Source organism: Pseudocolwellia agarivorans, from assembly GCF_002000085.1.
In the GTDB taxonomy this organism is placed as follows: Bacteria; Pseudomonadota; Gammaproteobacteria; order Enterobacterales; family Alteromonadaceae; genus Pseudocolwellia; species Pseudocolwellia agarivorans.
In genome coordinates this window covers 185,524-200,390 of record NZ_MUZU01000002.1, presented here as the reverse complement: position 1 = coordinate 200,390, position 14,867 = coordinate 185,524, and the positions used below count along the sequence as shown (strand labels likewise).

Annotated in this window: 13 protein-coding genes; 7 read left to right on the top strand and 6 right to left on the bottom strand. The window is 35.6% G+C overall.

Features of this window, described 5'->3' with window-relative positions; genetic code table 11:
* Window positions 1-12: 12 nt before the first annotated feature.
* Both B0X80_RS03965 and B0X80_RS03960 read right to left on the bottom strand, forming a co-directional pair.
* On the bottom strand, window positions 13-1,647 hold the full coding sequence (locus B0X80_RS03965; RefSeq protein ID WP_217697127.1) for a glycoside hydrolase family 43 protein: 1,635 nt from the start codon (window positions 1,645-1,647) through the stop codon (window positions 13-15).
* Window positions 1,648-2,122: 475 nt separating this feature from the next.
* The gene (locus B0X80_RS03960) at window positions 2,123-3,232 is read right to left on the bottom strand and encodes a polysaccharide lyase family 7 protein (RefSeq protein WP_089024832.1); all 1,110 of its coding nucleotides are present in this window, start codon (window positions 3,230-3,232) and stop codon (window positions 2,123-2,125) included.
* Between the two features lie 510 nt (window positions 3,233-3,742).
* On the opposite strand from B0X80_RS03960, the gene B0X80_RS03955 reads away from it, so the two are divergent.
* From B0X80_RS03955 to B0X80_RS03935, 5 genes are all read left to right on the top strand, one after another.
* Entirely contained in the window at window positions 3,743-4,492 is a 750-nt protein-coding gene (locus B0X80_RS03955) for a hypothetical protein (RefSeq protein ID WP_077338841.1), read from the top strand.
* Window positions 4,493-4,561: 69 nt separating this feature from the next.
* A complete protein-coding gene (locus tag B0X80_RS03950; protein ID WP_077338513.1) occupies window positions 4,562-4,918 on the top strand; it encodes a hypothetical protein in 357 nt (118 codons plus the stop codon).
* A 346-nt stretch (window positions 4,919-5,264) separates the two neighbouring features.
* The gene (locus tag B0X80_RS03945) at window positions 5,265-5,621 is read left to right on the top strand and encodes a hypothetical protein (protein WP_077338512.1); all 357 of its coding nucleotides are present in this window, start codon (window positions 5,265-5,267) and stop codon (window positions 5,619-5,621) included.
* A 97-nt stretch (window positions 5,622-5,718) separates the two neighbouring features.
* On the top strand, window positions 5,719-6,621 hold the full coding sequence (locus tag B0X80_RS03940) for a DUF2971 domain-containing protein (protein WP_077338511.1): 903 nt from the start codon (window positions 5,719-5,721) through the stop codon (window positions 6,619-6,621).
* A 508-nt stretch (window positions 6,622-7,129) separates the two neighbouring features.
* Window positions 7,130-7,543 (top strand): GFA family protein, encoded by a 414-nt coding sequence (locus B0X80_RS03935; RefSeq protein WP_077338510.1) that lies wholly within the window; start codon window positions 7,130-7,132, stop codon window positions 7,541-7,543.
* A 97-nt stretch (window positions 7,544-7,640) separates the two neighbouring features.
* Here the strand turns inward: B0X80_RS03935 and B0X80_RS03930 are convergent, their stop codons facing one another.
* Together B0X80_RS03930 and B0X80_RS03925 are read right to left on the bottom strand one after the other, a co-directional pair.
* Complete coding sequence (locus B0X80_RS03930) at window positions 7,641-8,639, bottom strand: Kelch repeat-containing protein (protein WP_077338509.1); 999 nt, start codon at window positions 8,637-8,639, stop codon at window positions 7,641-7,643.
* A gap of 9 nt (window positions 8,640-8,648) precedes the next feature.
* Window positions 8,649-9,488 carry a hypothetical protein gene (locus B0X80_RS03925; protein WP_077338508.1) on the bottom strand — a complete coding sequence of 280 codons (840 nt, stop codon included), beginning with the start codon at window positions 9,486-9,488 and terminating at the stop codon, window positions 8,649-8,651.
* 187 nt (window positions 9,489-9,675) lie between these two features.
* Here B0X80_RS03925 and B0X80_RS03920 point away from each other — a divergent pair, with 187 nt between their 5' ends.
* Window positions 9,676-10,674, top strand: coding sequence for a substrate-binding domain-containing protein (locus B0X80_RS03920; RefSeq protein WP_077338507.1), 999 nt, complete (start codon window positions 9,676-9,678; stop codon window positions 10,672-10,674).
* Between the two features lie 79 nt (window positions 10,675-10,753).
* Here B0X80_RS03920 and B0X80_RS03915 read toward each other — a convergent pair whose 3' ends face one another.
* Together B0X80_RS03915 and B0X80_RS03905 are read right to left on the bottom strand one after the other, a co-directional pair.
* Window positions 10,754-12,370 carry a glycoside hydrolase family 43 protein gene (locus B0X80_RS03915; protein WP_077338506.1) on the bottom strand — a complete coding sequence of 539 codons (1,617 nt, stop codon included), beginning with the start codon at window positions 12,368-12,370 and terminating at the stop codon, window positions 10,754-10,756.
* A 143-nt stretch (window positions 12,371-12,513) separates the two neighbouring features.
* The gene (locus tag B0X80_RS03905; RefSeq protein ID WP_077338504.1) at window positions 12,514-13,695 is read right to left on the bottom strand and encodes an endo-1,4-beta-xylanase; all 1,182 of its coding nucleotides are present in this window, start codon (window positions 13,693-13,695) and stop codon (window positions 12,514-12,516) included.
* A 392-nt stretch (window positions 13,696-14,087) separates the two neighbouring features.
* Between B0X80_RS03905 and B0X80_RS03900 the strand changes: the two genes are divergently transcribed.
* A complete protein-coding gene (locus B0X80_RS03900) occupies window positions 14,088-14,819 on the top strand; it encodes an NUDIX hydrolase (protein WP_077338503.1) in 732 nt (243 codons plus the stop codon).
* Window positions 14,820-14,867: the final 48 nt, after the last annotated feature.

Sequence of the window (14,867 nt, the reverse complement as noted above, 5' to 3'; positions counted from 1 at the left end):
ATTAGCTAATGTTTAAAGATTAGGGATATATTTAAATTGATGAAAATCTGAAAAAGCGCCTTCACCACTTAAGTCTGAACAATGTAAACAGATAAAAGCACCGGTAAAAAAGCCTTTACCTTTTACGTAATCGTCTGAGAGTTTCCAAGCATCGAAAACCATATTTAATGGCTGCCACGTTGAGTCATCGAATGAGTATTCAAATGTTAAACGTGTACCGCGTACACAAACTTTCAGTGATATGTTAGTGACAGAATCAGGTATATGTATGGGGTGTTCATAGAGATAATAAGAAGCTTCGCCTCGATCCACTTGAATGACTTTAAGCGCACGTATGCCAAGACTTTCATCAAAATCAACAAAACAGTAAACCCAGTTTTTAGTATTGTAATAACATGCAATACCGGCGTTTTGTTGTTCGTTAGTTGGGGTGAAAGACAGCGAGGTTGTTGCGTCAAAGTCAAAATGCTGCCATCTATACCCAAGGGTTGATTGAGGGAATTGAGAAATAAGCGGCTCTTGTCCGTACAACCTTAACCCTGATTTATTTTCTGTTAACGTTCCCATTTTTTCACAAAAAGGAACACGTAACGTTTGCCATTGTGGATGTAGCGTATTGCTATCAAAATTATCGATAAAATCGTCTGACGAGACATGAGATGTTGCTGTTGTACTTGTAGAAGAAAGTGCAGCAAAAGTTGGTGCTTCAACTTGTAGCTTAGTGTGTGCTCCGTCAACCACATAAGGCCAACCATTGCGCCATTCTATTTTGTCGATAGCCGTTTCTCTGCCTAAAGGGCAGTAACCTGAAATTTTGTTGTCGGTAATTTTTATGGTGTCGGGTAAAGGGCGACCCACCAGAAACACCATGTACCATTCGTTTGAATGGGTTTTAATCATTGAACCATGACCTGCTTTTTGTAAAGCAGCTTCAGGTTTATCGTTGGTGGTCAAAATAGTTTCATCAGGGTGTAATTCAAATGGCCCAAAAACACTTTTGCTGCGTAATACCGTAACAGCATGGTCGTAAACTGTGCCGCCTTCAGCAACGAGTAAATAGTAGAAGTCATCAACTTTATATATATGTGGCGCTTCGGTGAGCTTTCTGTGCGTACCACCAAAAATTATTTTTCGGTCGGTTGATAAGCGTTGCTCGTCATGAAAATATTCTTGAACAATTATATTGTTATGTGGATTACTGTGATGCCTAGCACCCCATTGACGATAGGTTATGAACTTACGGCTTGAATCATCATGAAAAAGGGAAGGATCAAAACCGCCAAATTTTAATTTGATAGGTTCGCTCCATGGGCCTTCAATATTTTCTGCGGTAACGAGAAAGTTGTCGCCAGATTTCCAAGGACTATCAACGCTTTTTACATTTGAGTACACCAACCAAAACAAACCATCGCTATAAGTTAAGCAGGGCGCCCAAACACCGCCAGAGTCAGGTATGCCGTTCATGTCTAATTGGCTAACACGATCTAATGGTGTGGCTACTAAATCCCAGTTGATAAAGTCTTGGCTATGATAAATACGAACACCTGGAAACCACTCAAATGTAGAGGTAGCGATATAATAATCTTCGCCTTTATTACAGATAACAGGATCTGGATTAAAGCCTTTTAAAATTGGATTGTTGATCATTTCCATCATTACGTCTCAGGTTGGTAAAAGCTAACAATTAAAATAAAGCATAGGCGACAAACTTTTGCGGCTAATTATTTTTAGCTTGTTTTTGAGTTTTTATCTTAAAATGTTCCCGGTAACATTGCAAGCGACACCAAGTACGAAAATACGTTTTTTAAAGGTTTTTAAGATATTTTAACAAGGTGTTTTCTAACTTTATTCATTGTAAATAAAGGAATTTTTATATATCTTTCCTTATGGTTAAAAAGACAATAAATATTTATATTAGAGAGTGGTTTTAATGATTTTAAGCATGATAAGCAATGTTACTTAGTAACATCGATATTTTAAATATACTGAGTTTAGGTGATTGCGTATTATGATTTAAAAACTAAAAACCGATAATCACTTAATAAATATATCGAGTAATTATCGGTTGTGTTTTTAGAGCGCTATGTGAAAGCACAATGAGAGAAAATTAATTTATAGCGTGTTAAAGCTTATCGGCTTCACTCAATACTAATTTACTAAAGGTTACTTGCGTGTAATCACCGTTGTTTTTATCGGTTTTCCAATCACCCGTTCCTAAACAACCTGCATACCACATGCCTGGTGCATCTTTAGTGCTACATTGGTTGTATGCTCCTGCTTTAAAGTAAAGCCAATCTTCGGTGTAGCCTAATGGGTGATCTTTACTATCCACCTTGCCAACAGCATCAAGGTTATTAGCTAAATTTATGGTGAAATTAACCGTAGGTTTGTTTTCAGCTGTAAAGGTTAAGTGCATCGTGTTTTCGAATACATTAATGGTATAACTAAACGCTTCCCCCAGTGCTATGCCGGTGTCTTTAGGATCTTCAGTGTTTGTCCATAAATTCCCCCAAATAGGGTAAGAAATGTCAGTTCTGTTTTTATCAGTTTTTGGGAGGTTACGTTCGTAGTTCCAAAATACTGAACCTTTTTCGTGTCCGGGCCATTTTTTATAATAGATTTTGATCGGTTCGTTACCCCAACCAAAACCAGAATTTTGCTTCATTAACTCTTTGTCTTTACCTGCATGTATTTGGCCTACAACAACTGAAAATGCTGCGGGTGTTAAGGGATTTTTTGCTCTTAAAGCTACATGATCAACTTTTAAGGTTGCTTCCATTTTACCGCCAATAGCAGCAAACTTTTCTGAAAGAGGGTGAGCCGCTATAACAAAATTGTTAGCAGGCGCTTTAGTTTTAATTTTGCTATTTGACCCACGTAACATTTGACGTAACTCACTACGTGTATTGGTTGAATTAGCTGTTGTTATCGCTTTATTAGGCGCGGCAAACACCATGTTGCCGTTAGCATCAAGATAGAAAAAATCAGGGTGAAAATACGTTTGCATTTCTTCAACGCTGATCTCGTCAATTTTCTTATCGTTATTTAAATCAACCGGTACGTTCATTTTCCAATGAGATAAATCAAACTGATCAGCAGGCACTAATTGCGTTTTAGACTGAGGAACATCAGGTGCAGTAACGTCAGATTGAGCACAAGCAGTAATTAATGATATTGAAATTGGTAATACAATTAAATGACTGAACACCTGTTTTATTTTGTTGAATCTCATCATTCTCTCTTTAGTTAATCGATGGTTTATATGCGAGTTATAATTGTTTTTAAATGTATATGATTTACTTTAACTTTTTTGTTAAGTTTACTTTTTTATAATACACAATTTGGTTTTATAGAAAGTATTGGTAATAATTTAATTTGTTTTTGTATTACCAATTTTTATAAAATACATCAAACCAATTTATAAAGTCAAGTGACACGTTAATATTCAGAGAAATGATTTAATCACAAGTATTCAAGCGTAAGCTTAGAAGTTTTAAAGGTATAAAAACTAAATTTATACGTTGTTATATACAAGAACGGTAAAATCCTTCTTTCTACAAAAATGCAGAAATAATTCCTTCTTTCACTCATCAACCAGTTATAGGAAGATTTTTAAGTTATTGATCTACAGATAACAATCACGTAATGTCGATATTAATTATAAATTAAAGGGATTGATCGTCTTAGTAGAAAGGCGGGTTATATCCTTATATTAAGCTTGTAGCCGAATATGGAGAGTTCAGTGGAATTTTATAGAGATTTGTTTACAAGTGTTGGGTGGTTTATACCCTCCCATTCTACAATGGGCTATATCAACACTATCGCAAACGAAATTAAAGACTCTGAAGATCCAAATATTGAACCATTTCTTAAAGAGCTATACTCCAGTCTCAATCAAGCCGCTATGGTTACTGAACGCTACCCCGTGGTACCTTATATCTGCGAGTATAAGGATATTATTTTTGAATCTATTGAAGCACATTTTTTGGGTTTGAATTACGCAGCAGTGACAACCTTAATGCCAGTGGTTGAGGGTGTTGGTAATAAGTTAGTCGACGAATGGGGAGTAGATCGGAAATTTAGCAATGGCAACAACAAAGGTACAATGACTTTGTTTTCCGATTTAGCTGAAAAATGCAGAAAGTATGTCATAGATAATGATCTTGGGATGGTAAGTGAAATAGTTCCTGCCTTAGAAGCATTTGAGCATTACTTAAAGAACAATTTTTACATTAACTCAACCAAGTACACTTTTGACGATAAAACTAATAGGCATGGGATATTGCATGGCTCATTCAAGGACGCTGATTATGGTGTACCAATGAACTTTTACAAAACTGTTGGTGCAGTAGAGTTCTTGTGTTTCATTATATCTATTAAAGAACCGATCAGTTTCTTTGCACCTGCACCTACAGATAAGTCTTATCAACTAGCCGCATACTATGATTCTTGCAAAACGAACCGTTTAATCAGGCAAAAAATATTCGGCTAACAAGCAATTTTACGAGGGAAGATCACTTTTACAGTTAGCTGTTTAGTTCCTCAACATTTTAAGCTAGCAATGAAAGCCCATTGTGATGGCTCTGGAAAAGGAGAGTTTTCAGATCAGCAAATATGTAAAGCTGTAGTCGCTATGGTAAATGGGAAAAAACCTTCAATTATTAAAGTTGATAAAGTATCAGGGAACGTTACACACTTATCGTATATTCGTCCAAATGATGGAACGAGTTGGGCATTACGATGTAAGTTGGAAGGTTCTACCGTTATTTGGGCTACTGACACTGGTCGTTGGCGCACAGGGCAATATGATTCGAAAATTACTTTTTCAGTAAATAAGCAGAGTTTAAGTATTTCAGAAAAGTATTCGGATGGTTCAGGTGATGATAAAACATATAACTTAAAGCAATTAGGTAGTTGAGTGCTAACAACATTCCTTAATGCGAACAACAAGCCTTAAACCGTATTTCTAACGCATATTTAAGCAAGGGCATCCCTTGCTTTTTAACGCCTAAAGATAAGTTGTTTCATCGTATGTTGTTCTTGTTTTCCAACACCGAAATAATATTTTTCCCATTTAAATACTAATGCTCTTATTATCACCATAGTTACTCGTATAAAAATTATGCTATTGTTATTCTTAATAGCCACTGCTTTAGTTTTTTTAGAAACTAATTATAGCTTTGACTTTTTAAATTAACCTGCAATATGGAGTCTAGTGAGGAATCATTGTGTCTAGGTTAATATCACAATAACAAAGGGTATATATGAAAACTTTTATTGTAATTATGTTGACATGTTTTTTTGCAACTTCGGTCTTTTCTGATGAGTATGTAATAGAGTCTGCGTTAGTTGAAAAAGTCGTTATTAATGCAGGGAAAGATTCTACATATGGCTCAACAAATTATACTTCTTGTGTAAAATTTCAAGGGAAAGGAAGTGAGTCTTGTCTAGGTGGTTGGATAGCAATACCAGCTAATAATACTCAATTAGTTTCAGCCGTAATCTCAGCCAAAAGTAATAAACTAATTGTTCGTCCGTTTTTTGTAGATGGCGGTAATACATTACAGTGTACTTCAACTTATAAAACCAAATGCCGTCTGGAAAGTTTAACTATCAATTAACCTAACAAGTCATTGCAAAGGACTTTGATCTTCCCCCGTTAAAACGGACACCAAAATCTAACTAAAGGATGAGGTGTATATTCAAATAGGCGAATTTATGAGTTTATATAAATATGTATCTATCGATAATTTAGTTAGGATTCTTGATGGCGAGATACGATTTACTCAACCTAGTGCGTTTAATGATCCATTTGAGTTACTACCAGAAATAAATTTACCTGATGGGATGCCTAATCAGAAACTCAATATTAAATTTGATGTAATGGCTCCCGCAAGAATACCTATGCCATATGAATTGCCTCACGATTTTGAATCTGCAACTTGCAATGATGAAACAGCTCGAAATATACGTAAGGATTTAGACGAATCAATAGGTATTTTATGCTTAACTCAAAATCCTAAATCTGTTCTTATGTGGTCTCATTATGCAGAAGAATACTCAGGGGCAATGATTGAATTTGATTCGAAACATGATTTTTTCGAAGGTGAAATTGAAATTGATTATAGGGATCATCGACCTATAAAGGATTTTTCTTTTTATGTTCAGTCAGAGGAGGCTGTTCGAATATCTGAATTATGTATTAAATCTAAGGATTGGGAATATGAGCAAGAAGTTCGAATTGTACGTGGGTTAAACAATTGTCATGCTAAACCTAAACCTAAACCTAAACTTAAATATCCTATCTATGTTATGGATATTCCGCTTGAATGTATTAAGTCGGTTACATTTGGTGAACGAACATCGATAGATAAGCAAAAATTAATTTTCAACAAAGTTAAAGAAACAAACATAGGATTATGGTTATCAGCAATTTCTAATTGGGGATTTAATTTTCGTTCAGAGATTATCAAATTTAACAAACCAATATCTGAATTAAATCCCGTAATTAGCTCTCGAAGTGCACACTTGTTTCTAGAAAGTCCAGGGAAACTTGGAGAAATGGCAAGATGGCAGTTGAAAAACAACAAGTTTTCTAAACTAGTTAACAATATAGCTTAGCATGCTAACAAGAGACTATGGCGTCAATAGTTAATATTTAACCATCGGCGCTTCCCACATTACACCTCATCTACGCATCGAATTGAATATCATAATCACCTTTCTAATACAGGTTGTTATCGTCACTTTTTAGGTTTTCATACTGCCTGTCTTGCCAATTTAATAAAGGCTGCTTTGTTGGGTTTATTTTACCTAACGAGTCGGGTTTAGCGCCACGTTCGTCTTTTAAAACAGCGAGTTGTGTAAATGTTTTATGAGAATTAATCCGATAAAAATTATGTTATTGTTATTCATACTAGCCTCAGCTTTAGTTCATTAAAAAGATAACTATGGCTCTGATTTTTTAAATTAACCCACGAATGGAGACTCTGAGGTGGACTGAAGTTTCTCTTGTGTTAGTAGATACCTTACATCACATAGAGGAGGGAGGAGCTTCACGTTTTCTTATTTTGAGCAATATTTTATAGTAACTTACTGAGTTGTGTGTCTAATAAAAATAGGAAATATTATGCCAAATAAACATCAAGGTTCATGTCTATGTGGTAGTGTGAAGTATGAGCTTTCAGGTGATTTTCAGTCTTTCTTTTTGTGCCACTGTAGTCGCTGCCAAAAAGACACAGGTTCTGCACATGCTGCTAATCTATTTGCTAAAGCAAGCATATTAACTTGGTTGAAAGGTGAGGCAGAGGTTACAACTTATCAGCATCAAAATTCATTGCATACAAAAAGCTTTTGTCAAAAATGTGGTTCAACACTTCCTACAGCTACTAAGACTGATAATAGTATAATAGTTCCTGCAGGTAGTTTAGATAGCCCTGTTCCTATTTCACCAACAGCTAAAATCTTTGTTAGTAGTTGTGCAAATTGGACTAAGAATTTAGATAATGTTCCTAACTATGAAGAACTGCCGGAACAAACTTAACAATACTCTCTTGGATCACAAGCCTTAAACCGTATTTTTTATTTCCTAACGCATATTTAAGCAAGGGCGAGCCCTTGCTTTTTAACGTCTCAAGTACTTAGTCAAAAACCTTTTCTACTTTTATACGTTCAACTGACTTCAATTCTGGCGAACCGCCTTGCATACCAGAACCTGAAGCTATCCATAAGTAGCCATTCATTTCGATAACGCCACTGCCGTGTCTGCCTCGTTTTAAAGAGGGTTTTGTTTGCCATTTTTTGGTAGTGGTATTAAATAAATGTACTTCTTCATGGGCTTTAGTTGGGTCTGCACTTTCTCCACCCACTACGATTAAATTATTGTTATAAGAAAATACCGAATTACCTGCTCGTGGTGTTGGTAAATCAGCTTCCATTACTTGCCATGTGTTTGTTTCAATATTGTAAACATCGACTTTAGGTTCAACCAATTCAAATACTTGTTTATTTTGTCCTAAAGTACGGCGTCCGCCTGCAACGTAAATGCTATTGTTGATAAGTGTACCTTGCGCATGGTCGCGTGCATGTGGTGCATCGGGTAATACGGTCCATGTTTTAGTGATGAAGTCGTAGCGGTCAACCCAGTTAACGTTGCCATCAAGGTGTCCGTTGGTTATGCCACCAATAAGATAGAGTGCATTATTTTTAACGACTGTAACGGCACCACCTCTTAAACGATCTTTTGGTATAGCAGGACCTTGTTGCCATTTATTTTCTTTTGGGTAAAAGAAATAAATATTTTTTACTGGTTTTTCAGCAGGGTAGCGACCTGTCATGGCTCCAGCTACAACTATGCTATTTTGCCAAACAGCGGGCTGAAAGTGATGCAATTCAAGGGGAGACTTTTGTAAAGGCTGCCAACTTAGGCTATCAGGGTTAAATTCATCAACGTTTTTGATCCCTCTACCACCAATCAAATATCCTTTGTTTTCAAATTTAATAAAGCCTGCTTCGTGACGCGCAGAAAAGGCGTTAGAGGTTTCTATTGTTTCCCAAGTTTCAGCTTTGGCTACATTACATATAAGTAAAGTGGCAGCGGTTAAGGCTACAAGGGCTTTTAATATGATGGTTTTTTTCATACTTATCTCTTAGTTAGTTGAGCGAGTTTTATTAAATTTAGTAAAGAATTTCGCAACGGTTTCTACATCTGTTATACCTAAAATATACGTTATTTCAACAAGATCTGAAAAATCAGCGCCGCCATCTGCAATCGCTTGGTTGTTGTATCGACCATTTACACCGTTGTATTTTGTACTAACTCTGTTGGCTTCAGTCCAGGCTTGAGATGAAATAAGGTTTTTGTTTTCAAGATCTTTTACTGAGTAATCTTTGTTGTTAAAACCCGGTGTGCCGTTGTTTTCTTTATTTCCGTCTTCAATTTTTATGTAAGTTGTGTGTGCTTTAACAAAAGCTAAGCCGTCAACACTGGTTTCTTTTTCGTTCCATGTAGCGTGTTGTACAACAAGAATTTGGTCTTTAGTGTATTTAATTCCATACTCTGTAAGGGCTTCAATGAGTTCTTGTGTGAAGTCGCTTTGGCCCGCTTCTGCAATCCAAATTCTTCCGCCTGCCGTTAAGGTTTGATTAATTTTTTTAACGGTTTTGTTTATAGACGTTTGTCTGTATTGATGTGCGTCAGTCCATTTTTGTTTGAAAACTATATTGAATAATTCATCGGCAGGTACGTATAAGCCGGCTTGTATTCCGTATGTGCCGCTAATGGCGTAATAGTTAATGTTTTTAAATTCGTTTGATTGCAGTATTAAGTCTAACGCTGCGATAGTGTGTGCATCGTCAACGTCTGTTTTAAGATCAAAATTTAATAATAGTAAGTCATTCTCTTTATTAAATTTTGCTTCAGCGCTGTAGCTGTTCCAAGAAAATAACGTGGTAATGAGTAAGGTTAACGTTAATAGTTGTTTAGTCATGTTAAGTCTCTTTATTAGATTATTTAAATTTATTCTAGTCTTTTTGACTATAATGTTTTGAGTGTAGTACGTTACCAGTAACATTTTTATAGAGCAATCTTTTTATTGTTACAGAGACTTTAAGTGTCTTTATTTATATAATAGTTAAGCCAATTTTTTAGGGGATGTGTTGTTAACACAATGAATTATGAGTAAATCGAGAAGAACAACTTTACAAGACATTGCTGACGTTGTGGGTATGACTAAAATGACGGTTAGCCGTTTTTTAAAAGATCCAAATTTGGTGGCGGAGTCTTCTCGTAAAGATATTCAAACGGCCATTGATAAGTTGGGATACATACCGAATAAAGCGCCTAATATTCTTTCAAAAGGCCGTAGTCATGCTATTGGTGTGTTATTTCCCTCAATATCCAATCATGTTTTTGATGAAGTATTACGTGGTATAGAGTCGATTACTGAACCTGCTGGCTATCAAATTATGATTGCTCATTATGCGTATTCTCCTGAGCTTGAGGAAAAAAGAATTAGCTCGTTGCTGGGGTATCATGTTGATGGACTTATACTGTCTGAAAGTGTTCATACGGGTAATACTTTACGTATGATTGATTCTTCTGGGGTTCCTGTTACAGAGATTATGGATACCTGTACTAAGCCAATTCAACAAGCTGTGGGTTTTGATAACCTTGATGCAGCTAAGCAGATGACATTAAACATGCTAGAAAAAGGATATAAAAATATTGCTTATATTGGGGCTAAAGGTGATATACGTGATTTATTACGACAGCAAGGTTACGAAGAGGCTGTTTTGTCTTATCAGCTAACGCCTTTAATTTTTCGCTCTCCTGAGTTTTCTTCTATCCGTTTAGGTTCAGAAATTTTAGATGATATTTTGTCTATTGAACCTAAAGTCGATGGTGTAATTTGTACGAACGACGATGTTGCTATGGGCATGCTATTAAGTTGTAAAAGAAAGGGCATAAAAGTACCTGATGAATTAGGGATTACGGGGATGCATGGACACGATATGGGGCAGCTTTATTCTCCTGCTTTGGCTAGTGTTATCACTCCAAGGTTTCGTATTGGCCAAGTAGCCGCTGAACAATTACTTGCTCGAATTAATGGTTTGCAAAACATAGAAACGTATATTGATTTAGGTTTTACTTTAAACGATGGTGAAAGCATTTAATTTTTATACACTTTTAAAATTAGGCTTACATTAAGTTGAGATTAAATAATGTAAGCCTATAAGTGGTGAGTTTTTGAAATTATTTTTCTTGGTATTCAAAATACTCAAAGTCGGCGTGAATTTTCTGTCCTGAAAGATCTTGGCAAGCTAGCCCATAAAATGCACCCGTAAAACAAGGGGAATAACCTTTTTCGGTATGCACTACATAATCGTCAGATAAAATACTACCGTCTAATTCTGGTCCTATTGTTTGCCATTTAGGCTGGATACCTTCAATTTCTGTCGCAAAGAAAAACTGTATAACAGCTCCATTAAATTCAGCTTTAAGATAGACTTTTTTAACCTGTGATACTTCGATAGGTTGGCTGATAGGGTGTGATGTTTTATTGTCGTCGCAAGTTAAAACGTTAATAAATTTTTTCCCAGAATAAGCGTCTATATCGTCACCTGAAATATATACATAATGATAATGCGTTGTATTGTAGTAACAAACTAAACCTGCCATTTGTTGAAAGTTTTCAGGTGAAAACTCAATACAGGTAGAGGCTATAGTATGGTGAGCTTGTACTCTTCTGGCGAGTAAGCTTTGCTCAAAACAAGAACTAAGAGACTCTCGTCCATATAAGCGTAGGTGCTTTTGTTTATCTGTTTGGCTTATCCATGCATTGGTCATGGGCACACGTAAACTTTGAAAGTTAATATCTAAAGTGGGTGAGTCAAAGGTAATACGCTGTGTTTCGGGGGGAAATGTATGCTCAGGTAAATTTGGCGCAGGAACATGTTGGCGTGCCTCTTGTGAGTCGTGGTCTAAATAAAGCCAGTTGTCTTCTTTCCACACAACCTTTTCTATTGCGGTTTCTCTACCTGTAATGCATCGTCCTTGTTCGGTTAACGGACGACCTGTAAGAAACACCATGTACCATTCGCCATTTTGTGTTTCTACTAAATCGGCATGTCCTGTTTTTTGTAGGTAATTACTCGGTGCATTTTTAGCTGTAATAACAGGGTTATTGGGATGTATTTCGTAGGGCCCTAAAATAGACGTTGATCGTGCTAACGATACACAATGGTTATAACTTGTACCTCCTTCTGCGGTAAGTAAATAGTAATAGCCATTTTTTTTGTAAATATGGGGGCCTTCCGTTAAACCGTGTTCGCTACCGGTAAATATATGATGAATTTTACCTATGGTCTTTTTTAAATTACGATCAAATTCTTGAATGATAATACCACCAAAAAACTTACTGTTTCTGTGGTCTACAATCATGTTTAAGCAATAAGATTTACCGTCATCATCGTGAAATAAAGACGGATCAAAGCCACTCGAGTTAATAAAGTCAGGCTTTGACCAAGGCCCTTTAATATCTGTTGCGGTAACAACATAGTTAGGTGTGTCTTTCCAATCGCCATTAAAGTTTTTTACATTGGTGTATACCAAATAAAAAACACCATCAACATAACTTAAACAGGGCGCCCATACACCGCAAGAGTCGGGCACGCCTTTCATATCAAGTTGCGAGGTTCTGTTGAGGGGGCGTGTAATTAATTTCCAGTTAACTAAGTCTTTTGAATGATGAATTTGTACACCTGGAAACCACTCAAATGTTGAAGTAGCAATGTAATAATCGTCGCCCACTCTTATAATGCTAGGGTCGGGGTTAAAACCTTTTAAGATGGGGTTTGTTATTGTTTTCATTATTTACTCTATCGTTAATGTAGGTTGGCAGTTCTAGCCCTAAAAAAAAGTAACCATAACTGTAAAAGCCTATGGTTACTGGGGGAAGAGGTTGTGCTTTTAAATTATTGTTATTCTGATTTATTAAAGCTGGCTCATTTTGGTTATTGCTTGCTAAGGCTAGTAACAAAAGGTTTTGCTTTTAATTGGCGATCGAACACTAATGGGTAATCGGTACGACCTGGCATAGGCCAATCATTTCTCCATGTATTAGCGTCGCTTACGCCCCAAAAAGTAACGCGTTTAATTACATTTTGATGCCTGTTAAATATGTTGAATAAAGCTCTGTAACGATCACCTAATTGGTTTTCTACTTCAGTAGGTAAGCCGTTTGGATACGGGTTAAACTCATCTTGTAATTCCATGTTTAGAGAAACATCAGCACCCATGTTTTTCTCATCAGGAAACGGTATTACAGACACATCTAATTCAGTAATTAATACGTCTATATTTAAAGCGCTGTAAGCTTTAATTGAATCTTCAACTTCTGTTAAGCTTGGCGATGTTAACGAGTAGTGAGCTTGCATACCAACACCATCTATACGTATGCCTTTACTTTGTAGACGTTTAACTAAATTTAATACACCATTACGTTTTTCTGGTTTGTATAAGTTATAGTCGTTGTAATAAAGCTTAGCTTTTGGAGCTGCTTTCGCTGCCATAATAAACGCTTGTTCGATAAAGTCGTCGCCAATAATGTTTAACCACTTAGACTCACGTAAGGTACCATCTTCATTTAATGCTTCATTAACCACGTCCCATGCATCTATTTTTCCTGCATAACGACCGGCAACTGCATTAATATGATCTTCCATACGTTTAAGTAATTCAGCTCTATTTAATGGTGTGCCGTCTTTATGCTCGAATACCCAATCAGGTACTTGTGAATGCCATACGAGTGTATGACCTGTGAAAAAGTGGTTATTTTTGTTAGAGAATTCAACCAGCGCATCAGCTGCTTCAAAATCGTATACGCCGTCTTCAGGATGAATGCGTTCCCATTTCATTGAGTTTTCAGGCGTAATTGCATTAAATTGTTGATTAACAAAAGGTAATACATTGGTTGAGTTACCAATTATTTGTTCTCTACTTAATGCAGTACCTATTTTATATTTGTTGGCGAATAGCTCTTTTAGTGATGGAGTATCTTCATTTTTTTGCACAACAGTGGATGCAGTACTTTTACTTTGCTCTGTTGGCGTTTCTTGTATATTACCGCAAGCTGATAGCGTAAGTGTTATCGCTGGAATAAAAGTTAATAGTGTTTTTAACGAGTTATGTTTCATAATATTTTAATCTAATTGTATTTATGACTATTACTATAATCCGTAAAGCTTACATTATTCAATAAATATTATTATTTTTTTTGTATTAGATTTATTAATCTATATACAACAATTGATTAAATGCTTTTTTTAAGTTTGTTATTTTATTTAGATCGTATTTTTAAAGTGGGTAATTAAGTTAAAATGGTAAAGTAGTGCACACAATCTATTTAAGTGATTGTTAACAAAGTAAGGTGGTAATGAGGACTGTTTTTTAACAAGCCGCTTTAACGAAATATTGCTTTATGGTGAGGTAAAATGTATTCTACGAGGCATTCTAATAGTCTTAATTACTATACCCGTTATCATTATATAATATTTAATTTATTGTAATAATAATCAAGAGCAACAATATGCATCACAATTCATCTAACCTATCAAGCGTTTCGCTCGCTGAAGAAGCTATTCCTGAAGACTGTATTCGTAGTCTTACTGTAGATAACCTTATTTTTACTCTGCATGAAAGTAAGTTAAAAGTACTTTTAGTAAAGTACAACCGTGGATTAGCGGCTAATAAGTGGGGGCTAATAGGGCATTGGGTTAGAACAAATGAAAATTTAGAAGATGCAGCTTTACGTGTAGTTAAGAAAACAACGAATGTAGATAATCTTTATCTTGATCAATTAGGTGCATTTGGTGCGGTAGATAGATATCCAACAAGCCGCATTATAACTATTGTTTTTTATTCGTTAGTAAGGCATGAAGAAACCAATTTAATTAGCGGAGAAAACGCGTTTGAATGTGAATGGTTTGATGTTTACGATTTACCTCCTTTAATGTTTGATCACGCTGATATATTAGCAGCGGGTTTGAATTATTTAAAATATAAAGTACGTCATGAACCTATCGGTTTTAATTTATTACCTGAAAAATTTACCTTGCTTGAGTTACAAGAAATTTACGAAGCTATTTTAAATAAAACGTTAGATAAACCTAATTTTCGCCGTAAAATTCAAAAAATGAATTTATTGATTAACTGTGAAGAAAAACAGAAAAAAGTGGCTCATCGAGCAGCAACTTTGTATCGATTTGACGTTAATGTATATGAAAAACTAAAAGAATTTGGATTTACATTCGAGTTTTAGTTCATGTATTACTTCCCCTGAAAAGACAACATTCGTTGTCTTTTTTTG

What these genes read in the sequence shown, in the direction of transcription:
- B0X80_RS03925 (WP_077338508.1), bottom strand. Translation starts at nt 9,488, where the DNA reads ATGACTAAACAACTATTAACGTTAACCTTACTCATTACCACGTTATTT.
- B0X80_RS03920 (WP_077338507.1), top strand. Translation starts at nt 9,676, where the DNA reads ATGAGTAAATCGAGAAGAACAACTTTACAAGACATTGCTGACGTTGTG.
- B0X80_RS03945 (WP_077338512.1), top strand. Translation starts at nt 5,265, where the DNA reads ATGAAAACTTTTATTGTAATTATGTTGACATGTTTTTTTGCAACTTCG.
- B0X80_RS03900 (WP_077338503.1), top strand. Translation starts at nt 14,088, where the DNA reads ATGCATCACAATTCATCTAACCTATCAAGCGTTTCGCTCGCTGAAGAA.
- B0X80_RS03915 (WP_077338506.1), bottom strand. Translation starts at nt 12,370, where the DNA reads ATGAAAACAATAACAAACCCCATCTTAAAAGGTTTTAACCCCGACCCT.
- B0X80_RS03905 (WP_077338504.1), bottom strand. Translation starts at nt 13,695, where the DNA reads ATGAAACATAACTCGTTAAAAACACTATTAACTTTTATTCCAGCGATA.
- B0X80_RS03960 (WP_089024832.1), bottom strand. Translation starts at nt 3,232, where the DNA reads ATGAGATTCAACAAAATAAAACAGGTGTTCAGTCATTTAATTGTATTA.
- B0X80_RS03950 (WP_077338513.1), top strand. Translation starts at nt 4,562, where the DNA reads ATGAAAGCCCATTGTGATGGCTCTGGAAAAGGAGAGTTTTCAGATCAG.
- B0X80_RS03930 (WP_077338509.1), bottom strand. Translation starts at nt 8,639, where the DNA reads ATGAAAAAAACCATCATATTAAAAGCCCTTGTAGCCTTAACCGCTGCC.
- B0X80_RS03940 (WP_077338511.1), top strand. Translation starts at nt 5,719, where the DNA reads ATGAGTTTATATAAATATGTATCTATCGATAATTTAGTTAGGATTCTT.
- B0X80_RS03965 (WP_217697127.1), bottom strand. Translation starts at nt 1,647, where the DNA reads ATGATCAACAATCCAATTTTAAAAGGCTTTAATCCAGATCCTGTTATC.
- B0X80_RS03935 (WP_077338510.1), top strand. Translation starts at nt 7,130, where the DNA reads ATGCCAAATAAACATCAAGGTTCATGTCTATGTGGTAGTGTGAAGTAT.